Source organism: Rhizobium sp. 2YAF20 (assembly GCF_052114685.1).
Lineage (GTDB): Bacteria > Pseudomonadota > Alphaproteobacteria > Rhizobiales > Rhizobiaceae > Rhizobium.
The window spans coordinates 1-21129 of record NZ_JBFRFF010000043.1 but is presented as its reverse complement, the minus strand read 5'-3'; the positions used below and the strand labels follow the sequence as shown (position 1 = coordinate 21129).

Genomic DNA, 21129 nt, shown 5'->3' with positions numbered 1-21129 from the left:
TAAGGTTACAGCAAACTATCGGTTCAGCTCGCCAATACTATGTAGACGCTGGGGATGATGATCAATGCTTGCGCAGGTATGACCTTCCTCTGGCTCACATTTTATGCCGCAGCTAACAATTCCAAGAGCGAGCAGTGTCGCAAATGTCGAACCACCTATCGGTGCGAACTGGGGAAGCAGGCTGGTGAAGAAAACAGCCATCTTAGGATTGCCAAGATCGCTGATGAGCCCCTGCCTGAAGGCCATCCAAGGGCTTACGCGGCTATGCGGGTGGCTTTCCACCGCGATCCCCGAACCTTGTTCCGCCGGCCAAAGAGCTTCGCGTAACGCTAAGCTGCCCAGATAGACAAGATAAGCGGCCCCCAGATACTTGATCGTAAGAAATAGTGGTGCCGAGGCCTCTAGAAGAGCAGCAAGGCTGACGCTGCTTCCGCAACTTCGGCGTCGGCGGTGATTTGGCCTATGATGCTCTCAACCGCGTCGAAACCGTCCTCGCCATTCGCCCTCACCGCATCATCGTTTGGGTTGGGGGAAACGATGCGCTTGCGATGGTGTCGCCGCAAGCGCGGCGGCTGTTTCGAATAATGAAACTCGCCCCCGCATTTCGTCGCAGAGGCAATTTCAGGAGAGCTTGAGCGCAATTGTTCACAGGACGAGGTCCGCTGGCGCACGCGTGGCCCTGTGCTTTCTCGCCCCGATTGGAGAGGCCAGCTTCCGAGCGGTCCTTCCAGGCCGCCCTCAACGCCGCAATTCAAGAACTCAGCGCCATCGTCCAGCAGCTGGCGCACGCGCAAGGCATCGCCTACGTGCCGAACTTCGAAGTGTTTCAGGCCGCGATCAATGCCGATCCGGGCCGCGCCCTCACAGAATTTCGCTTGCTCCCAATGTATCGGGACTCGTTTCGAACCCTGGTTCTACGCATGTCTCCTGACGAAGTAGGACGGCTAAACAGCTGGAAATTTCACAGCGACGGCATCGATTTGAATCGCCGCGGGGGCATGATCGTGGCAGACCTTATTCAATCCCACCTAGCTAGGACCCCTTCTCGAAGACTGGTCGCCTTGATGAGATACGAATGGTCGGCTCGCGAAAACGCCCCCATCGTAAGCCATTGATAAGAAGCAAGATACCAGAAGTGAAATCGGTGTATTGCACTGAATCTGCTCTGAATTATCAACTCGAGTGGTAAGCTAAAATTATGGAACTTTCTTCCAAAACGGCCTCAGGTTTCCCCATCGTCAGGTTCTAATTCCGTGATGCGACCACGTTCAAGGCGCAGGATACGGTCGGCCGCGTCTAAATAGCGATCATCGGGCGAGATGACGATTACGGTTTCGTCTCGTGATTTCATATCAGGCGAAAGCTCGGCGTAGAAATAGCAGCGGAATGTCGGATCCTGCTCCGCAGACCATTCATCCAGCAGCACAATCGCCGGGTCTTCAAGATAGACTTGTATCAACGCGAGGCGCTTGCGGTACCCGGTGGACAGATCAGTGGTCGTGAATTTGCTGTTCCAAGGGTTACCTTGATGGTCAACTTGAGCTTGTTCGCTCGCAATGTCGCGGCGTCATTGTACTTCGTTAACGTAGCGATGATCGTTCGTCAGCGCCCTGTGAGTAGCTATCAGAACTGGAACGGCCGACTGATCGTAGGAAACTTCGTCAATGACGAGCAATGCCGTCGGCGTCGAGAGATCAAGCCAGCGAGCATCCTCCTCGCCGGAAATATCTGCCCATATCTGCTCGCGGACGGCAGATATGCGGATGCCATAGCGATCCAGCAGATGCAGATAGAACAGTGGCGGTATGTCCTCGCCGCGTTCCGGAAAATCCGGCACGCGACCCAGGGGCAGCACGAGCGTCTCGTGCATGACGGGCCGATCGGCGACGCGGCGGACGCGATGGAAACGGATCACTCCGGATTCGTCCGCGATCTGCAGCTTCTCGGCCTCGGCGGTCGTCGCCTTGCCGCGCTCCAGCGAGGTGATTTTCGTCGTCGACCTCTGAAAGGTGCCGTCTTTGCCATGGAGACGAAAATATTGGAAAAAGAAACGAAGGCTATGCTGCGGGGTGCGCCCGGTCACGACCGTGCCGGTCTTGCGTCTTCGGCTGAGAAGCCCTTCGTTGGTCAGATCCAGAAGGGCGCGGCGGATGGTTCCAACGGCCACGCCATAGGTCTGCGACAAGGCGATTTCGCTCGGCAGGACGGTGCCGGGCTCCCAATGGCCCAGCATGATCCCCTCGCTGATTTGGCGCTTCACAACCTCGTACAACGGCAGCGCAAGATCGGCGCCGCGCTTCTGTTCTGATGAAGAATTAGGCAAACCCACCGCTTAATTGCCTTTTCTTTGGAGTTGACTCATTCGCGCATTCTTTTCACTATTACTATATAGTTTATAGGAATGCGCAAGGCGGCGTCCTTGCCCGCGAGCTGGAGCGGCAATGAAAAACGGATCGGATAGGCCGCAGGATCGGCTGGGGTCTGCGATGAAGGCGATCGAGCATGGCGTCGATGCCGCCGTCGGCGATCTCGCGCGGATGATCGCCGTCGATACGTCGTTCCCGCCGGGGCTTGGCTACGACGCCTTTGCCGATCTGATGGAAGACCTGCTGTCGCCCATGGACTTCGCCTGCCGGCGCGAGACGGTTCCCGAAGAGCTCTGGCGGGTGGAAGGCGGCCCGGCGAGCGGCGCCCGGACAAATCTCGTCGCCGAACGCGAGAGCGGCAAGCCGGTCTGCGGCCTCTACTATCACGTCGATACGGTGCCGGTCGCACCCGGCTGGCAACGGGATCCGCTTTGCCTCACCGTCGAGGGCGACAAGCTCTACGGCCTTGGCGCAGCCGACATGAAGGGCACCATCGCCGCCACGCTGCTGGCCTTGCGGGCGGCTTCGGCGGAAGGCGTCGATTTCCGCTACGATCCGATGCTGCTGCTCTGCACCGACGAGGAAGGCGGCCTTTATCCCGGCATCCGCTATCTGGCCGAACAGAAGATGCTGAAGGGCCATATCCTGAACTTCAACGGATCGGCGGCGCCGCGCATCTGGGCCGGCTGTTTCGGCATCTTCAATCTGCAGCTGACGATCCGCGGCCATGCCGTGCATGCCGGCGAAGGCAACCGCACCGGTGTCGGCATCAACGCCATCGAAGGCGCGCTGCCCGTCATGAACGCGCTGATGGCGCTGAAGCCGATCGTTTCGGCACGGGCATCGACGCTGGCGCCGCCGCCGCATGCGACCGGTCCGCTGCGGCCGCAGCTGACGCTGTCTGCCGTTCAGGGCGGCACCGCCGGCGGCCAGGTGCCCGCCGAAATCAAGATCCTGGTCAGCCGCCGCTATGCGCCGGAGGAACGCTACGAGGACGCTCGCGCCGAAATCGAAGCTGCCGTTCGCCAAGCCGTGGCCCAGACATCGGATCTTGGCCTTTCCATCGACCTTGTCGGACACCTGATACCCACCGCCGACCCAGACGGTCCGCACTGGCCGCGCTGGGAGAAGGCGCTGTCGGACGGCTTCGGCTACCGGCCTGACGAATTTCACAAATGGGGCGCCGCGTCCTGTTCCGACTTCGGCTACGTCCAGAAGGCTGGCTTCGGCCCCGAAGTGCTGCTTGGCGGCCTCGGCCGCCCGGAAAGCTGCATCCACAGCCCGGAGGAGCACACGACCCGGCAGGACATCGTCGCGCTGGCGAAAAGCATCCTCGCCTATCTTGCCGCCGATTTCGCCGCCGATCTCATTCCAGAAGACCGATACCACGAAGGGGACTATCCATGCTTAAGATGAAACGACGCCATTTCCTCGCCGGCACCGCCGCGCTGCTTGCCGCGCCGGCGATGCGACCAGCTTTTGCTGCCGCGCCGGTCAAGGGCGGCACGCTGAAGGTCTCGATCGACCAGGCCGTCAGCGTCCTCCATCCGCTGCTGACGCGCGTCAACCCGGAATACCTGGTCAGCGAATTGCTCTACAGCAACCTGACGCGCCTTAAGGTCGACATGTCGCTCGAACCGGATCTCGCTGAAAGCTGGATCTCCAACCCCGACCTGACCGAATGGACCTTCAAGCTTCGGTCCGGCATCAAGTTCCATGACGGTTCGGCCTTCACCGCAGCCGACGTCGTCGCGACGTTCAAGGCCATCCTCGATCCGAACAACGCCTCGCCCGGCCGCAACAATGTCGGCCCGATCGCCTCCGTGACGGCCGTCGATCCGCAGACGGTCAGTTTCAAGCTCACCAGCGCCTATGCCGACTTCCCGGTAGCGCTTGCCTACACCAACGCCCGCATCATCCCGGCGGCGATCGCGACCGGCGACTTCAAGAGCCTTGCCTCGAAGGCGGTCGGAACCGGCCCGTTTAAGCTCGTCTCCTACGAGCCCGACCGGCTGATCGTCGTCGAGCGCAACGAGGCCTATTACGATCCGGCCCGGCCCCATGTCGATCGTATCGAAATCCAGGTTTATCCGGATCTTTCGGCCGAAGGCTCAGCTCTCATCTCCGGCGATATCGACATCATGTCGAGCGTCCAGCCGACCGAATTCCTGCGCATGAAGGACAGTGACGGCGTCAATGTCCTGCGGGTCCCGTCCGGCCAGTTCTGCAACATCAACTTCGGCTGCGACACCGCCCCCTTCAACGACGCCCGCGTCCGCCGGGCGATTGCCTTGACCGTCGATCGCCAGGCGATGGTCGATTTCGTAACCGAAGGCTTCGGCACGCCGGGCAACGACACGCCGCTCAACGCCTCCTACCAGTTCTTCAAGGCGATCCCGGACCGCAGGAAGAACATCGGAGAGGCAAAAAAGCTGCTGGCCGAAGCGGGTCATCCGAACGGCCTGGAAGCAACGCTGATTGCCTCCGACAAGCCGTCCGTGCGCACCCAGCTCGCCGTCGCACTGCGCGAAATGGCCAAGGAGGCGGGCATCACCATCAACGTCCAGACCATGCCGCATGCCACCTATCTCGACCAGGTCTGGAAGAAGGGCAGCTTCTACGTTGGCTTTTACAACATGCAGCCGACGCCTGACGGCATCTTCAAGCTGCTCTACACCTCCGACGCCGCCTGGAACGAGACGCGCTGGAACAACAAGGATTTCGATGCGCTGATCGCCGCGGCCCGCATAACCGACGACAAGGAAAAACGCACCGACCTCTACACCAAGGCGCAGGCGCTGATGAACGAAGAAGTGCCGTCGATCATTCCCGCCTTCTTCGACGTCCTGGCCGCAAAGCGCAGCTGGGTCGAAGGCTTCCAAGCGCATCCGCGCGCCTCGGTCTTCCGCCTCGACTACGCCTCGCTGACAGCCGCGGCGCCGAAACGCGGCTGATATCAACCCCGTCGGATGCGACCAGGGCCGCGTCCGACCCCTCATTCCCAAGGAACTGGGCCAGTGTCCCCGAATTACCTGCTCAAGCGTCTGCTGATGATCGGCTACACGCTGATCGTCGTCTCGCTGCTCGTCTTTGCCATCACCCAGATCCTGCCCGCCGATGCGGCGGTCATGATGCTGGGCGAGAATGCCACGCCCGAGGCGCTGAGCGCCCTGCACCGATCGATGGGCCTCGATGCGCCGGTATATGTGCAATATGCCAGCTGGCTCGGCCATCTGCTGCACGGTGATTTCGGCACATCGCTGCGCACCGGCCAGCCCGTCGGCCCAACGATGTTCTCGGCGCTCGGGCGTTCGCTGCTGCTCGCCTTCCTGTCGATCGGGCTGATGCTGATCATTGCCATTCCGCTCGGCATCATCGCTGCCGTCCGGCGCGGCCGCATCGCCGATATGCTGGTGAGCCTCGTTTCCTATCTTGGCGTGTCCTTGCCGGAATTCGTCACGGCGACAGTGGCCGTGCTCGTGCTGGCGGATTGGCTGAAATGGCTGCCGCCGACCGGCTATGTGCCGCCGACCGACGATTTTCTTGGCGCCGTCGCGCATCTGGTGCTGCCGGTCTGCGTCATCTCCGTCATTCTCATCGCCCATGTCTCGCGCATGGTGCGCTCGGAACTGGTCGACGTGCTACACACCGACTACATTCGCGCCGCCCGCCTGAAGGGCCTGTCGCGCGGCACCGTGCTCTGGCGGCACGCGCTGCGCAACGCCTTGCTGCCGACCATCACCATCGTCGCCCTCGATGTCGGCTACCTGCTCGGCGGCGTGATCGTCGTCGAGGAGATCTTCGCCATCCCAGGCATCGGCCGGGAATTGATCGTCGCGATCCAGGCTCGTGATCTGCCCGCCATCCAGGCCGGCGTGCTGATCATGGCCGCCACCTACTCCGTCGTCAATTTCGTTGCCGACATCCTCTACGCCTGGCTCGACAAGAGAATCCAGTATGATTGATTTTTTGAAACGCCTTCTCGGCACGCCGCAGGGCGGCCTTGGCCTCGTCATCGTACTGCTGGTCTTCCTGGCCGTGGTCATCGGTCCGATGGTCGCGCCGCACGATCCGGAACAGATGTCGATCCTTGCCCGCTATAAGCCACCGAGCGCCAGCTACTGGCTCGGCACCGACCAATATGGCCGCGACATCTTCAGCCGGCTGCTGATAGGCTCGCGCGCTACCGTCGTCATGGCCGTCCTGGCAACGCTCGCCGGCACCCTGGTCGGGGCACTGGTCGGCACGGCATCGGCCTTTGTCGGCGGCCGCGTCGACGAGTTCATCATGCGCACCGTCGATGCTGTCATGTCGATCCCGAGCCTGCTGTTCGCGCTCCTGGTCGTCACGCTGCTCGGCTCGAGCACGATCAATGCGCTGGTCGCGGTGGCGATCGCCTTTGCGCCCGGCATGGCCCGCATCACCAGAAGCGTCGCATTGCTGGTTCGCAAGCAGGATTACGTCAGCGCCGCGATCGCCCGCGGCGAGAGCTCTGCCTTCATCATCCGGCGTGAGATGCTGCCGAACGTCATCGCGCCGATCGTAGTCGAGACGACCATCCGCATCTCCTTCGCCGTCATGCTGTTCGCGACACTGAGCTTCCTCGGGCTCGGGGCCCAGCCGCCGGCGGCCGAATGGGGGCTGATGATCGCCGAGGCGCGGCAGTACATGCACCTCAGCGCCTACATCCTGATCTGGCCGAGTGTCGCGATCGCCATCACCACCATCGGCTTCAACCTGCTCGGCGACGGGCTGCGTGATGCGCTCAACCCCCGTACGTGAGATGACCATGACCAACACACCGGTTCTTGCCGTCCGGGACTATTCCCTGGACTACCAGACGCCCAAGGGCACATTTCACGCGCTGAAATCGGTCAATCTCGAGATCGGCCGCGGCGAGATTCTCGGCTTGGTCGGTGAATCCGGCTCCGGCAAGACCTCGCTTGCCTGGTCGATCATGCGCTACCTGTCGAAGAACGCCCGTGAGGTCTCCGGCGATATTCTTCTTGGCGGCGAAAGCCTGTTGAAGACATCGGAAGCGGTCATCGAAAGGATGCGGGGACAGCGCATCAGCATGGTGTTCCAGGACCCCAGCACATCGCTCAACCCGACGCTGTCGCTCGGCACGCAGCTTTCGGAAGTGCTCGTGCGCCATCGCCGGCTGACGAAGCAGCAGGCCTGGAAGGAAGGCGAGGCCTTGCTTGCCCGCGTCGGGCTGAAGGCGCCCGCCGAAATGATGCGTCGCATGCCGCATGAAGCGTCGGGCGGCGAGAAGCAACGCGTGGTGATCGCCTCGGCCTTTGCCTGCAGCCCCGAATGCATCATCTTCGACGAGCCGACGACGGCGCTCGACGTCATCACGTCGAAACAGATCCTCGATCTCTTCGTCGAGCTTCAGGCAGAGACCGGTGTCGCCTCGCTCTATATCTCGCACGACCTGGCACTCGTCTCGCGAACGGCCGGCCGCGTTGCCGTCATCAGGCAGGGCGAGATCGTCGAGCACGGCCCGGTCGCCTCGATCTTTTTGGCCCCACGCGAAGAATATACACGCGCCCTGATCGCCGCCGTTCCGAATCCGTCCCGGCGCCTGGTGCGAGCGGCGGCCAACGTCAGCACCGAACCGCTGGTGCGCGTCGAAAACGTCAGCGTGCATTACGGGCGAAAACCCTTCCTGTCGTCGCTAACCGGCAAGGCCTTCCAGCAGGTCAAGAGCAACAACAGCATATCGCTGACGATCGATCCGGGCGAAATCCTCGGTATTGTCGGAGAATCCGGCTCTGGCAAGTCGACGCTTGCCAAGGCCATGACCGGGCTCAATCCGTTTGAAGGCAAGATCTGGTTTGCCGGCCGCGAAATCCGTAGCGTCAAGGACATGTCGGCGGCCTATCGCAAGGACGTGCAGATCATCTTCCAGCATCCCGATGCCTCGCTCAATCCGCGCCACAAGATTTCGGAAATCCTGTCGCGACCCCTGAAGCTGTATGGCGATGGTGGCGATATCGCGCGGCAGGTCGAAGACCTGCTGGTGAAGGTGCGGCTGCCGCGCAGCCATGCCGATCGCTACCCGCACCAGCTGTCCGGCGGCGAAAAGCAGCGCGTCGCCATCGCCCGTGCCTTCGCTTCCAGGCCGCGCGTCGTCATCTGCGACGAGATCACCTCGGCGCTCGATGTCTCCGTTCAGGCGTCGATCGTCGAACTGCTTCTCGATCTGCAGAAAGACAACGGCACCGCCTACCTGTTCATCACCCACGATCTCAATCTTGTCCGCCAGATCGCCCACCGGATCGCCGTGATGTACCGGGGCGATCTGGTCGAGATCGCCCCGGCCGAGCAGATCGATAGCCCCAATCGCGCCGACTACACGCGCCGTCTGATCGCAGCCGTGCCGCTGCCGGCCGGCGCCTCCAGAATTTCAGTTTGAAGGAGCATGATAATGGACCCGAAGTCCCTGCTGGACCGGATCGACGAAAAAGCCTGCCTCGATTTTCTCTCGAAGATGGTGCAGCACAAAAGCCACTCCGAGACGGAAGGCGAGCGCCAGCTGGCGCGCTACATGGTCGAGCAATTGCGGAAGATCGGCGTCGAGGCCGAGCTGCAGCCGTTTGACGAAGACCGGCGCTACAACGCCATCGGCCGGCTGAAGGGTGTGGGCGGCGGCAAGAGCCTGTTGTTCAACGGCCATCTCGACACCAATCCGGTCACCGAGGGCTGGACCGTCGATCCCTATGCCGGCCTCGTCGACGAGAATTTCATCTACGGCATCGGCGTCTCCAACATGAAGGCCGGCGACGCCGCCTATTTCTGCGCCGTGAAGACGTTGCTCGACGCCGGCGTCCGGCTGAAAGGCGATGTCGTGCTGACCTTCGTCGTCGGCGAACTGCAGGGCGGCGTAGGCACGATCGCCGCCATCCGCAGCGGCGTCACCGCCGACTATTTTATCAACAGCGAGCCCAGCGACCTTGTCGCGGTGACGATGCATGCGGCGGCTCTGAGCTATGTCATCGAGCTCACCGGCGATACCCGGCATCTGTCGAAGCGCGAGGAAGCAGTCGATGCCATCGCCGCCGCCTGCGACATCATCCCACGCATCAATGCCATGACCTTCAGCGGCGCCCGAAGCGAGGTCCATCGCTCGATCAACCGCGGGCATGTCGGCGTCGTGCACGGCGCGCTCGGCCGCGATCTCGAAGAATGGCGGCCGCCGCAGGTGGCCGACTTCGTGCGGTTGCGCGGCTCCTGCCGCTATGCGCCGGGCCAGACACAGGAAGGCGTGCTCGCCGATCTCGACCGCGAGATGCGCGGGCTGGAGGAACGCTTCCCCGGCCTGAAGGCGAAGCTGGTGCCGGCGATGATCGAAGGTCGCCCGCTGATGCCGCCCTTCGAGGTCTCGCCGGACTCGCGCATCGTCAAGTCGATCAATGCGGCTTACGAAGCAGTGCGCGGCGAGAAGCAGCCGACCGGCGCCATTACCCCGACCCGCTTCTACGGCACGGATGCCGGCCATCTCTATCACGAGCTCGGCATGGAAGGCATCATCTGCGGCCCGGGCGGCCGCTACAACACCATGCCCGACGAGCGGGTTGACATCGTCGACTATCTCGACATGATCCGCGTCTACATGCTGACCATCCTCGACATCTGCGAGCAGGCCTGATGATGTTTTCCAAGGCTGAATTCGCGCGGCGCATCGGCCTGGCGCGCACGGCGATAGATGCCGCATCCGCCGATCTCCTGCTCGTCGACAGCGGCGAGCTTCTGGCCTGGCTGACGGGTTACACCCTCTCCGAGACCATGTATCGCGCGGCTTTCCCGCGCCGGGATGGCGACGCCTGGTTCACCTTGCGGGCGCTCGACGAAGCGTCCTGACGGGAGAAAAGCTGGATCTCCGACATCTGCGGCTTCAAGGATGCCGACGACGCAATCGCCAGTGTTGCAGAGAGCGTTGCAGCGCGCGGTTATTCCAGGGCGCGCATCAGACTCGACACGCGGTCGTATTCGATGAGCGCCGACACCTTCCAGCAGCTGGCGGCATTACTTCCGGAGGCTTCGCTCTTCCCGAGGTTCTGTCGCAAACTTTCCGTGGGTTTGCCAGCGGGTTGATCTCGCCATAGATCTGGATTGAAGATTAGTTCCAAATGAAGGTCGATTTCAAAGGCAGTCACTACCCCAAAGACGTGGTTTTATACGCGGTGTTTTTCTACGTCCGATATGCAGTGTCCTATCGTGATCTGGAAGAGATTATGGCCGAGCGCGGCGTCGCCGTTGACCACGCGACGCTGAACAGATGGGTCGTAAAATATTCGCCGCTTATTGCCTGCCGAGCCCAGCGCCGCAAGTCGACGACCAGCCGTTCCTGGCGAATGGACGAGACCTATATCCAGGGCAAGTGGACCTATTTCTATCGCGCTGTCGATAAATTCGGCAGAACCCTTGATTTCATGCTGTCTGAGCATCGCGATGAGGCTGCAGCCAGCGCCTTCTTCGCCCGCACGATCGAGAACAATGGTTGGCCCGAAAAGGTCGTCATCGACAAGAGCGGCGCGAACCTGGCAGGATTGCAAAACGTCAACTGGCTGCTGCTACAGCATGGATGGTTTTGGCTGGTCGAGATCCTGCAGGTCAAGTACCTCAACAACATGATCGAGCAAGATCACCGGTTTATCAAGAAGCTGACTCACCCCCTGAAAGGCTTCAAATCCTTTTAGTCTGCGTCAGCGACACTGGATGGCATCGAGGTGGCTCACATGATCCGCAAGCGGCAATTTTCAACCAGTGGCCAATTTGCATTTCAGCAATTCGCTGCGCTCGCCGCATAAGTGTGTCGAGCGATAGCCCATTTTGTAGATTTTGCAAAAATTTGCGACAGAGCCCCGTAACATCCATGATCCGGAATTCCGCGCACTTACCGATCCTGAATCGATTGTAACCGGGGCAAATTTCCGGGCACAATGCTGATGCAATACCGATCCGGGACCCGATCGTGGCCTTCGAAGCTGGTGTAGCGAGGCGCTTGATCTCAGTCCAAGATTACAATTCGAAGAAGCTTCCGGCGCCGATCCTCATATAGCGTTGGATCTCATTGCATCCACGAGGGAAACCATTCTAGCCTTTGGAGGCAACCGTCCCATCGGACCTTAGTATGCAGGCTCCCACCGTTCGCGCAGGGTCTTTCAACATCGTCGCCGACAGGCGCGCTTCCCTTAGGCCATATTGGTCCCACCGTTTTCCTTCCAAAATTCGTCTCCTAAATGCGTTTCTGTTTTGATCACCCGCATCGCTGGATCTGTCAAAAGCGATCTGAGGGGCCGTTTAACCCCGGCGTACCACGAGCTGGGGGAGCGGCGGAATACGAGGCCATGACATGGATCGGCCAAGCCGATCTCCAAGATAAGTGAAGAACGAGACGCCCAGTTTCATGCGCGTCTTCATCAGACCAAGCAGAACGTCGCGAGCGCGGCGGCCGTTTTCACTCATCGTGCCGCCGGCGATCTCGCTGGACGGATATCAAGCACGTTCATGTCTCCAAACGATGTCCCTCATGGCGGTTACTCGGTCAAATCGATCTTTCGCATATCCCCTCGATGCGAAATCGAATAACATATCTCTCTCTATTACAGATGGCCAAAGAGAGCATTAGGGATGTCTATGCAGCCGATCTATTCTGGGCTCACGAGGGCAGTTGCCTTAGCCATTCTGATAATTTTTCCCGCTGTTTTCTTTGTTTCCTGCTCGACAGCCGGCGGAACTGGCGGTCAATCTCGTCCGGTAACCGCGAGCAAATCGACGGATCCCGCCAAAGACAAAGCAGCCGAGCGTCGGCGATGGTCTGAGAGAGTCGAACGAGATAATCAGCTAGATCCAAGCGGGTCGGCACCGGGTTCCTATGGCTCTTTCGGCCCTCGTTTCACTTGGTGAGCATTAGATTTTTCAAACTGCTCTGTTAATGTCCAAACCCGATTGAACGGATTTCGTTCAACAATGAGTGGATACTCGTGCCGTGGCGGATAGACTTCGCGCACCACGGTCGAAGAGGCGTCACGGGGCGTTGAATTTCACCGTCACTCCACGCTGCCGAAAGTAGGCCTGCATAAGTTTTCTGCCAGAACGATTGTTATGCACGAGCCTAGCCGGGTCGAATACGGCTTCCCTCAAACCGGCCCGCGTCAAGGCTGCCTTGAGATTCCCGATATGCAAGTCGATGTCGGCATTGTCCGCCTGGAGCGATTCATAAATGCGGTTGATTGCATCTGCTACGGTCGGCTCGCTCACTATTACACTCCTGTTGTTGTTTCGGTGGCGCTTACCACATTTTTCGGTTTGAACTTATTGTAGTGAAGCATGTCCACGTCAATGAGTGACTGTAAACTGGCTCGGAACGCTGCCCCCGTTGAAAATCCAGACAACGATTTGAAATTAATAGCAAAATCAGGTCATCTGTGGGGCATGACAACGTTGACGAAGGCTTTCATTATAGGCCGACTAATTCACGATCTTAAATTTCTGCTTGGCTATCTTGTGACGCCGGTCGGCATTGAACTTGTGCGGCATCAAATACGTCCCGGGAACAAAAACAGCCGCCTGATATCGGCAATCCCGGGATCGATGCAACAAAGTCAAGGCGAATAGCTTCTTTTTCCTTGATTTCTGCATCCGTCAAACTATGAAAGTAGTCATATATAGTCACAAACAGGAGGATCATGCAATGTCAGTTGTGAGCCTGAAAGATGCCAAGGCGGGCTTCTCCGCCTATGTCGAGGAAGCCGCTAACGGCGAATTCGTCACCGTCACCCGCCACGGCAAGCCCGCCGCCGTGCTGGTGTCTGTCGAGGCTGCCGAAGCCGCGAAGAAGGTCTTGAAGAAGGCCCGCCCGAACTTCGGCGAATTCCTCATGACCTTTCCGGGCGGCGTCGAGCTTGAGCGGAATCCGTCGCCCTCGCGTGAGGTCGATCTTTGAGCGGCTTCCTTCTCGATACGAATGTGATTTCTAAATTCGCTCCCGACAAGCCGATGCCGAGCGCGGCCCTCCAAACATGGATGGTCGAGCAAGGCGCAAGCGATGCACTCTATCTGTCCGCGATGACGATTTCAGAGGTGGAGAAGGGCTTGCGGCAGCTCCACCGCAAGGGGGCCACGGCCAGAAGCATACGGCTCCACCAGTGGCTTGAGAGCATCGTGACGATGTTCGATGACCGTATCCTGTCGTTCGATACGACCGTTGCGCGGATCGCCGGCGCGATCGAGGACGCGGCCATTGGCAAGGGCCGTCGTCCGGGGCAAGCGGACGTCATCATTGCGGCCACCGCGGAAGCCTATGGGCTTACCGTCGTCACTGAGAACATGAAGCATTTCGGGCCGTTAGGCGTGAAGATCGAGCGTCCCGCCTTGTAGCCCCAGTCGGCCCGAAGCTGTGATTTTGGCCAACTCGAAGAACGTTGTGGGAATATAGTCTGCGGGATTGACCTGAGAAGCGCCCGCTCGTGACATTGCGCTCCGATTTGAGGAGCGTTGCAATGAGTACGGGTATTTCGAGTTCGGATTTTGTCGGCCAATGGAGCCTGAGCTTCGCCGACATAGATTTCATCAATTCCAAACCGGCGGTAACAAAGCTTGGTCTGGCCGCGCAGTTGAAGTTTTTCAGCGCTCGCGGTTTTTCGTCCAAGCCGATGAACTGTCCGGCTATGATTTCGGCGGGAGAACTGCCCGTCGGCATTGCGCCGAGATTTTACAATATCTCGGATTTCGCCGCATGACGCGGGTGGACCGGGAAACGCTGTCTTTCTGGATTATCGACGAACTTTGTCCGTCCGGACAGCCCGTCAGCGGTATGCTTGAGGGGGTGTTCCTCTCGCGTCGGGATCGCAATATCTATGGTCCCTCGGCCAAGGAACTGGAACGGCTGGTTCGCTCGCAACGCCAGCAATATGTGGACGGTTGGCTTCATGAGGTGCGCGCCGCGCTTCCGCCTGAGACTGTTGCAGCGATGGAAAGCTCCCTGGCTGACGCGGAAGGACCGACGGGCTTCAATGCGATGAAAGGCGATGCAGGTCGGGCAACGCTAGACAACATTCTGGAAGTCACCGAGCGGCTGGCGTTTATCCGAAAGCTCGCTCTTCCCTGGAGTTTTCTCTCGAACATTAACCCGGCGTGGATTGAACATGTCGTCCGCCGCGTTTCCGGCGAAAAGGCATCGGAGATGCGCCGCCACACAGAGGCTTGCCAGCTTGCGCTTTATGCGGTGTATCTGATGGCAAGGGAAACGGCGATCACGGATGCAATGGTCGAACTGCTCCTGGGACTGGTGCTTCTGGCCGGGCCGCGCCGTTTCATCGGGGGCATGATGCCGCTCAACAGCCTCTGGCGGAACCGCTGGACCGGCAGTTGGAGGCGCATTGTTGCGCTAGGCGCACCCGTCAGTCTGGGCTTTATCGGAATGGCGCTTTCAGCCGCCAGCGTGGTTCTCGCGTTACGGCTTGTAGGCAGCACCGATTACGCCAAGACCATTGCCGCCTACGGGATCATGACACGCATTTTCGGCTTTGCCTTCCTGCCAATCATGGCTATCGCGATGGCTATGCAGAGCATCGTCGGCAACAATGTTGGTGCGCGTCTTTACATCCGCTCGGATGCGGTCCTGCGGATCGCCGCAGCAACAGCATTGTTCTACTGTCTTGCTGTTGAGGTTTTGCTGCTGAGCGAGGGCGCAGTCGTCGGAGCAGCCTTTGTCGCTGATCCAGCTGTCATCGGCGAGGTCGGTCGAATGCTTCGGCCCATGGCTGCGATCTATCTTTTTTCCGGACCAGTTCTCGTGCTTGGGCTTTATTTTCAAGCCATCGGCCAACCTGCCCGCGCGGCTCTTCTGACCATGGTCAAGCCTTTTGTACTCTTGCCTGTATTGGTCGCGGCCGCTGCGGCAACGTTGGGCGCGGATGCAATCTGGTTCGCCTTTCCGCTGGCCGATGGCGTGGCCGCAATAGTCGCAACTCTTGTGCTTGCCGACGCCCTGAAGGCGCGGGGAGACGCCGGTATCGGGCTGAAGGCCGTGGGGAACCCGTCATGACAGTCAGACACATTGCAGAAGCTAAGGCGCTCGCAAAATCTCTGAGAAACGTACTTGCCGCCGAGTGTACGATTGTAGGTCATGCCCAAGCGCTGGTGCTCATCGCCCGGCAGAACTGTGCGCGCGACTGGAACACGTTGTCCGCCCGCCTTGGCGAGGCTGCTCCCTCTCCTTTCCATTTGCGCCAAAGAGTGCAGGGGCGCACCCGCTTCAGGAGGACTTTTGCTAGCGACATTTGCGGCACGACTTTGAGCGCGATTTCAGTTCGCGATGTTTCAAGTGAAAACTCAGGAATTTTGCGAAGGGTTCTCGGCATGGTCGCTGACATGGAACTCAAGTTCATCAAAGACATGCAACGAGCGGGCATTGACGCGGCAAAAGCTGAAGGCATCTACAAGGGGCGGAAAAGGAATGTCTATGACGCCGAAATCCGCCAGCGGATCGCTGCTGGCGCGACCAAAGCCGCCGCTGCCCGCGACTTGAACATTTCCAGGATGACTGTGTACCGCGCCTTGGAAGGTCAAGGCGCGCCGTCAGATTCTATGTGATCACGGGTTCGCAATCTGTTCTTTGAGTTGGCCAAAATCGCAGCTTCGGGCCGACTGGGCATATGAGAACGATCCGAAGCACCTCGCCAGTTATTATGTGACGGTGGAGACGGATGGCGGAAAGCAGCACACCGTCTGGGGCGTGGATCTCGAACGAGCCTTGGCAGAGGCAGCGCCAGAGATCGGTGACAGGGTCGGGCTTGAGCATGTTGGATCGGAGACGGTGCGATTGCCTGACGGGCAAGTCGTCGAGCGGAATGCCTGGAAGGTTTCATCGTGCAGACGATCTCGCTTTCCGGCAGTTGGAGGAGAGGCTCAGTCGGGCCGGTCTCAAGGAGACGACGCTCGACTATGTCAGCGATTTTGTCGAGCGGCGGGGGATTGCCGAGCAGTTCGGGGTTCGCAGTGAGATCGAGGTTGGTGCCGAAAAAGGGGTGCTGCGGCCTGGTGTCGATATCGACAGGCCGGCGCCGCTGGTGCCGGCGATCACCCGGTATGATCGGAGTGTCGAGGCGGTTGCCCGTGAGAAAGCCATGCCAACATTCGATCGTGCCTGGGAGGTGGTGGGTTCCCTCATCAAGCTGACATTTGCGGACGCCGATGCGTTCACACTCAGGTTGCGCAGCGCCATCCTTGATCAGAATGCTGATGACAAGGTGTTGGAGAAGGCGATTGCTGATCAGCCGGAGCGGTTTGGGGATTTGCTCGGTAAAGCTGGTTTGTTTGGGGATAGCAAGGAACGCAAGGAGGCTCGTAGCAATTCGAAGTTCGTCGCCTCGCATGTCGGTTCAGCGGTCGTGACATGGCGGCGTCGCCTTGGCGAGGAGATCAGCGCCGAGCAGTGGCAGCGTGAGAAGCGTGAGAAGCGTGATGTAATCGAGGTTCCGGGGCTGACATCGCGCAGTGCCGAGACCCTGGCGGAGGTCGATCGGGTTCCGGTGGCCGAGCGAAATGGCTGGATCGAGACGTTGCGATCGACGCCAGAGGGTACGCAGGCGCTTACGGAGGCCAAGGTGGTCGGTGATGCGCTCCGTCAGCGGTTTGGGCATTCGGATCCGCGCAAGTTCAGCGTTGAGCTTGAGCGCGATGCGTCACTTGGATCGCAGGCGGAACTGATCAAACAGGTTGCACGGACCGTCGAGCGGGTGCGTATGGCGGAGCTCTCTCGTGATCATGCGATCAAGCAAGAGTTGGCGCGTAACAAAGGGCTGGGGTTGCAGAGGTAGTGGAGACGCCAATCGGAAAGAGGCCGATCGGAGCTTCAATTTTGCTTCCTAACCGGAGATTAGTGTACAGCCGTCACAGTAAGGCGGAGTCCTAAAACGGACAGCATCTTGGTAACGGTCTCCATTTGCGGCTTTCCCTTCTTCGAGAGCGATCGATAGAGGCTTTCTCGGTTGAGGTTAGCTTGCTCAGCCACGGCGCGAACACCCCCCTCCTGCGCCTTTGCAACATGGCGCAGGCCTTCCTGGAACAGCTCCATATCGCCCGTTTCAAGAAACTCGGCCAGATAGAGGGCCGCGTTTTCTGGATCGCGTAGGAGTTCATCCCGGAAGCTGAAATCAAATGGTCGGCTTGCTGCGGTCATGCTTTTACCCTCCGGTTGTAGTCAGCAAGATATTCCTTTGCTTTCGCTATGGTTTTATCCTGCTCCTGTTTTGTTGAACCGGCCAGCAAAACGACGATTTCCTAGCCAACAACTGTGTAGAAAATGCGAAAGCCTTGGGCGTATTGAATGCGCATCTCGCACAAGCCCCTGGCTCCGACGATAGCTTTCCAGTCTCCGAAGTTGCCGCCAGCTGCCCTAGCAATTCGAGCGAAGAGAATGGTTTTGGCTTTGGCATCCTTGAGATTTTCGATCCACTCCTGAAACGGCGCATCGCCGCTTTCTGTCTCGAATACCCTGATCTCATATCTTTCCATCGTATCAGTGTAGCCGGAAAGCTACACTGATGACAAGGCCCGATTTAATAGCGGAGCTGCTCCTGGAAGACTTTCGCTCCTGCTGGGCTTTGGTGCATCGCTCCCGGCACGAATGGATTCTGCTCTTTGATGCTGTGACTATGCCGTTGTTGTCTTGGACCGGACGGACTTCGGGCGTGCACATGCCAGCATGCGATTGAGGACGGTGCAACCGATGGCGACTTCGGTCTGTTGCGCGCGGAATGAGCGTGCTCGCAGTCGGTGTCCGATCATCGACTTGTAGCGGCCGATCGCGGCCTCGACCAAGGACCGCTTGCCGTAGCCGGTTGCAGCTTGCCACTTTATCCGCCCGTCCGTGTTGATCGCCTCTACGTGCCGGTCTCGCTAACCGGCGATCCCTGTATCCGAGCGGTCGATCGCGTTGGCCCGAGGTGGAATGATGACGGCGACATCGGTGCTGTGCCGGCTGACGGCGTCATAGGTCGGGTCACCGTCATAGGCACCGTCGGCTGTAAACTTGCCAATCGGACCGTCGATTTGGTCAAGTAGTGGTCCCACTTGTGAACTGTCGCCCATGTCTTGGCCGGTCATGACGTGAGCGATGATGTCGCCGCTATCAGCATCCAATGCCAGATGCAATTTGCGCCAGCCCCGACGGGATTTGGCACCGTGCTTCTCCTCGATCCACTGGCCGGCGCCGTAGACTTCGAGCCCGGTGCTGTCGATGAGGACGTGAACAGGTCCCTTTATCGAAGCGCTGCGGCTATCCCGCCTGCCAGCCGATTGCCATGTCCGTGCACGTCGGCTCAATGTCGTGTGATCGGGCACGGCGAGATCCAGTCGCATCAACCTCAGCGCCGATGTCAGCAAGCCCTCCGTTTGGCGCAGCCGTAGGCCGAACACCAGGCCCAGTGTGAGGGCGGTCTCGATCGCCAGGTCGGAATAGCGCGGCTGGCCACCACGCGTCTTCCGCTTCGGCGCCTGCCACGACGACAGCGCTTCCTCTGTCATCGACAGCGTCAGGCTCCCGCGCCGGCGAAGGCCTGCCTCATATTCCGACCAGTTCGTAATCTTGAATTTCATCTTGCCGATATGATGACGGCGGGAAGCATTGTGTTTGAAAGGCATAGGTGCAAGAGACCGGTTATTGCGTTCGCCGATCACCTAAGCCAACGCCATTAACGATCCGCGCACCAACGTCGCAGGTTAAAGGTCCGCGATAGAAATTGCCATCGGCTTCTATTCAGGAATAGACCACGCGCAATTGCTGCTTGTGCAGGAGGCGGTGGCTCATCATCAATTATTTGAGCAGCTTGATGGTCAACACACCGTCGCTGCTGCCCGATCACGCGAATCGGAGGACAGATTTTCTGTGACAGCCACAAGACAGGTTTTGGCTGCCCGCGAGCAATAGAATATATTGCTATCACTCACAAAAATCCGCTATAATGAGTTATAGAGAGGACGCCTATAACTCATGAGATGGAATTGGACACAGACAGGCTGGCCGCAATTCATATATGACGATGCTCAGCTCAAACCACTCGAAACCCGATTTCTTCTTTCGTCGGGGGAAGTGATCGGCGCCGTCCATCATATCAGTGATGAGGAACGTAATCTGCTGCGTATCGAGCTCTTAAGCGAGGAGGCAGTGAAAACCTCCGAGATCGAAGGCGAAATGCTCGATAGATTGAGCGTGCAATCTTCGTTACGCCGGCAGTTCGGCCTCGATACGGACAATCGGCCGATAAAGCCGCAAGAGCGCGGAATCGCGGAAATGATGGTCGATGTGTACGATTCCTGGTCGGGCCCCCTCGATCACGCAACCCTGTTTCGCTGGCACGGCATGTTGATGACGGGAAACCACCATATTGGAACGATCGGCGGATACCGGACGCATGACGATGCCATGCAAATCGTGTCCGGCCGTCTCGATAATCCAACCGTCCATTTTGAAGCCCCACCATCAAGAGAAGTGCCGGCGGAGATGGCGGTCTATCTGGAGTGGTTCAACAGATCCGCGCCCAAGGGTGCAATCCCCCTGCCAGCTCTGACGCGGGCCGGCATAGGCCATTTGTATTTCGAAAGCATCCATCCATTTGAAGACGGGAACGGCAGGCTTGGCAGAGCGCTTGCGGAAAAATCGCTTGCACAGAATATTGGGCAACCGAGCCTGATTGCGCTTGCCTACACAATCGAGCATGGTCGCAAAGTCTACTACGACCAGCTCGAACGGAATCAACGCACGCTCGATATCACCGATTGGCTGGTTTATTTTGCCGAAACCATCCTTGAGGCACAACAGACCACCCTGAAACGTGTGGCCTTCTATATCGGCAAGGCGCGATTTTATGACCGGTTCCGCGGGCAATTCAACGAGCGCCAGGAGAAGGCCATTTCTCGCATGTTCCGCGAAGGCCCAGCAAGTTTTAAGGGCGGGTTGAGCGCTGAGAATTACATTTCGATCAGCCGGACCTCGCGAGCGACTGCCACACGCGATCTTCATGATTTAGTGGAGAAAGGTGCGCTCACGCGCAGCGGCGAGCGGCGGCACACGCGCTATGCCCTGAACCTGCTGGCGATTAATGGAACGGAATAACCACCAGCGAGAGGAGGTCATCAGAGCCTCAGCACGCAACGATGTTACATGAGGTGTGCGTTTCGCGGGGCCGCCCCGTCCAGAGATGTTCACAAAGGACCCTTTTCTCACGCATTCCTATCTGTACAAACGCCACTAAAACGGGTCGAAAAATCAATGGAGAAAGTGGCGAACTCCAGTCCCCTCCCCTGCAGCAAAGGCTGATCGGACATGTCCGCGTTTCGACGGACGACCAGCCCGCCCGCGAACTCGAGGCCTTCGCCAAGGCGATCGCGTCGGCGGCGCCAACCCCTCCAAAGCGCATCGTCAACTTAACGAAGCATCGACGTCGATGTGAGATGACAGGCCATGACAGACCGAGACCCGCTCTACCGCCGCCATCGCTTTATAAAGGCTTGAATAATCGGGCGGAGAATTCCCACCAGCCAGTCCGGCGACGGGAACGGATCATGAAGCGCTTCAAGTCACAGCGCCATTTGCAACGCTTCGTTTCCATCCACGATCCGATTGCCAATCTGTTTCAAATCCCCCGCCACGCCGTCTCCTCCAGCCATCATCACGAACTGCGTTCAGAGGCGATGAGCCTGTGGACGAAAATCGCTCGGGCATGAACCGCCATAGTGCAAGCGGCCACGA

17 protein-coding genes and 5 pseudogenes are annotated in these 21129 nt (G+C 59.2%); 16 read left to right on the top strand and 6 right to left on the bottom strand.

The genetic code is table 11. The annotated features are described in order from the left end of the window. Positions 1 to 15 precede the first annotated feature (15 nt). The 3 genes and pseudogenes from AB4Z52_RS30435 to AB4Z52_RS30425 all read right to left on the bottom strand — a co-directional run. Positions 16 to 405: pseudogene (locus AB4Z52_RS30435) on the bottom strand (LysE family translocator); the annotation flags it as partial. Between the two features lie 817 nt (positions 406 to 1222). Then, a complete protein-coding gene (locus AB4Z52_RS30430) occupies positions 1223 to 1426 on the bottom strand; it encodes a hypothetical protein (protein WP_442221593.1) in 204 nt (67 codons plus the stop codon). Positions 1427 to 1567: 141 nt separating this feature from the next. Further along, entirely contained in the window at positions 1568 to 2329 is a 762-nt protein-coding gene (locus tag AB4Z52_RS30425; protein WP_442221592.1) for a GntR family transcriptional regulator, read from the bottom strand. Between the two features lie 112 nt (positions 2330 to 2441). Between AB4Z52_RS30425 and AB4Z52_RS30420 the strand changes: the two genes are divergently transcribed. The 8 genes and pseudogenes from AB4Z52_RS30420 (at position 2442) to AB4Z52_RS30385 (ending at position 11182) form a co-directional block, all read left to right on the top strand. Continuing rightward, the gene (locus AB4Z52_RS30420) at positions 2442 to 3782 is read left to right on the top strand and encodes a M20 family metallopeptidase (protein ID WP_442221591.1); all 1341 of its coding nucleotides are present in this window, start codon (positions 2442 to 2444) and stop codon (positions 3780 to 3782) included. Further along, positions 3770 to 5320, top strand: a complete 1551-nt coding sequence (locus AB4Z52_RS30415; RefSeq protein WP_442221590.1) for an ABC transporter substrate-binding protein — start codon at positions 3770 to 3772, stop codon at positions 5318 to 5320. The genes AB4Z52_RS30420 and AB4Z52_RS30415 overlap by 13 nt, the downstream gene beginning before the upstream one ends. A gap of 63 nt (positions 5321 to 5383) precedes the next feature. Further along, entirely contained in the window at positions 5384 to 6331 is a 948-nt protein-coding gene (locus AB4Z52_RS30410; protein ID WP_442221589.1) for an ABC transporter permease, read from the top strand. Next, on the top strand, positions 6324 to 7148 hold the full coding sequence (locus AB4Z52_RS30405) for an ABC transporter permease (protein ID WP_442221588.1): 825 nt from the start codon (positions 6324 to 6326) through the stop codon (positions 7146 to 7148). Before AB4Z52_RS30410 ends, AB4Z52_RS30405 begins: the two co-directional genes overlap by 8 nt. A 1-nt stretch (position 7149) precedes the next feature. After that, positions 7150 to 8787: a dipeptide ABC transporter ATP-binding protein gene (locus AB4Z52_RS30400; protein WP_442221619.1), complete on the top strand. Its 1638-nt coding sequence runs from the start codon at positions 7150 to 7152 to the stop codon at positions 8785 to 8787. 12 nt (positions 8788 to 8799) lie between these two features. Then, positions 8800 to 10020 (top strand): M20 family metallopeptidase, encoded by a 1221-nt coding sequence (locus AB4Z52_RS30395; protein ID WP_442221587.1) that lies wholly within the window; start codon positions 8800 to 8802, stop codon positions 10018 to 10020. After that, complete coding sequence (locus tag AB4Z52_RS30390; RefSeq protein ID WP_442221586.1) at positions 10020 to 10232, top strand: hypothetical protein; 213 nt, start codon at positions 10020 to 10022, stop codon at positions 10230 to 10232. The genes AB4Z52_RS30395 and AB4Z52_RS30390 overlap by 1 nt, the downstream gene beginning before the upstream one ends. A 269-nt stretch (positions 10233 to 10501) precedes the next feature. Beyond that, positions 10502 to 11182 (top strand): annotated as a pseudogene (locus AB4Z52_RS30385) (IS6 family transposase). A gap of 1219 nt (positions 11183 to 12401) precedes the next feature. On the opposite strand, the gene AB4Z52_RS30380 reads toward AB4Z52_RS30385, so the two are convergent. Further along, positions 12402 to 12638, bottom strand: coding sequence for a hypothetical protein (locus AB4Z52_RS30380; RefSeq protein WP_442221618.1), 237 nt, complete (start codon positions 12636 to 12638; stop codon positions 12402 to 12404). Between the two features lie 430 nt (positions 12639 to 13068). Here AB4Z52_RS30380 and AB4Z52_RS30375 point away from each other — a divergent pair, with 430 nt between their 5' ends. From AB4Z52_RS30375 to AB4Z52_RS30350, 6 genes and pseudogenes are all read left to right on the top strand, one after another. Beyond that, positions 13069 to 13320, top strand: coding sequence for a type II toxin-antitoxin system Phd/YefM family antitoxin (locus AB4Z52_RS30375; protein WP_279853260.1), 252 nt, complete (start codon positions 13069 to 13071; stop codon positions 13318 to 13320). Then, a complete protein-coding gene (locus tag AB4Z52_RS30370; protein WP_442221585.1) occupies positions 13317 to 13754 on the top strand; it encodes a type II toxin-antitoxin system VapC family toxin in 438 nt (145 codons plus the stop codon). The genes AB4Z52_RS30375 and AB4Z52_RS30370 overlap by 4 nt, the downstream gene beginning before the upstream one ends. Positions 13755 to 13876: 122 nt before the next feature. Then, positions 13877 to 14685 (top strand): annotated as a pseudogene (locus tag AB4Z52_RS30365) (Tn3 family transposase); the annotation flags it as partial. 15 nt (positions 14686 to 14700) lie between these two features. Further along, complete coding sequence (locus AB4Z52_RS30360) at positions 14701 to 15423, top strand: MATE family efflux transporter (RefSeq protein WP_442221617.1); 723 nt, start codon at positions 14701 to 14703, stop codon at positions 15421 to 15423. Further along, a complete protein-coding gene (locus AB4Z52_RS30355; RefSeq protein WP_442221584.1) occupies positions 15420 to 15971 on the top strand; it encodes a glyoxalase superfamily protein in 552 nt (183 codons plus the stop codon). Before AB4Z52_RS30360 ends, AB4Z52_RS30355 begins: the two co-directional genes overlap by 4 nt. A 206-nt stretch (positions 15972 to 16177) precedes the next feature. After that, positions 16178 to 17197, top strand: a complete 1020-nt coding sequence (locus AB4Z52_RS30350) for a BID domain-containing protein (RefSeq protein WP_442221583.1) — start codon at positions 16178 to 16180, stop codon at positions 17195 to 17197. Between the two features lie 59 nt (positions 17198 to 17256). Here AB4Z52_RS30350 and AB4Z52_RS30345 read toward each other — a convergent pair whose 3' ends face one another. Beyond that, positions 17257 to 17559 (bottom strand): addiction module antidote protein, encoded by a 303-nt coding sequence (locus tag AB4Z52_RS30345; RefSeq protein ID WP_442221582.1) that lies wholly within the window; start codon positions 17557 to 17559, stop codon positions 17257 to 17259. Between the two features lie 473 nt (positions 17560 to 18032). Beyond that, positions 18033 to 19022, bottom strand: a pseudogene (locus tag AB4Z52_RS30340) (IS5 family transposase). 349 nt (positions 19023 to 19371) lie between these two features. On the opposite strand from AB4Z52_RS30340, the gene AB4Z52_RS30335 reads away from it, so the two are divergent. After that, positions 19372 to 20493: a Fic family protein gene (locus tag AB4Z52_RS30335; protein ID WP_442221581.1), complete on the top strand. Its 1122-nt coding sequence runs from the start codon at positions 19372 to 19374 to the stop codon at positions 20491 to 20493. A gap of 386 nt (positions 20494 to 20879) precedes the next feature. Continuing rightward, positions 20880 to 21104 (top strand): annotated as a pseudogene (locus AB4Z52_RS30330) (DDE-type integrase/transposase/recombinase); the annotation flags it as partial. Positions 21105 to 21129 lie beyond the last annotated feature (25 nt).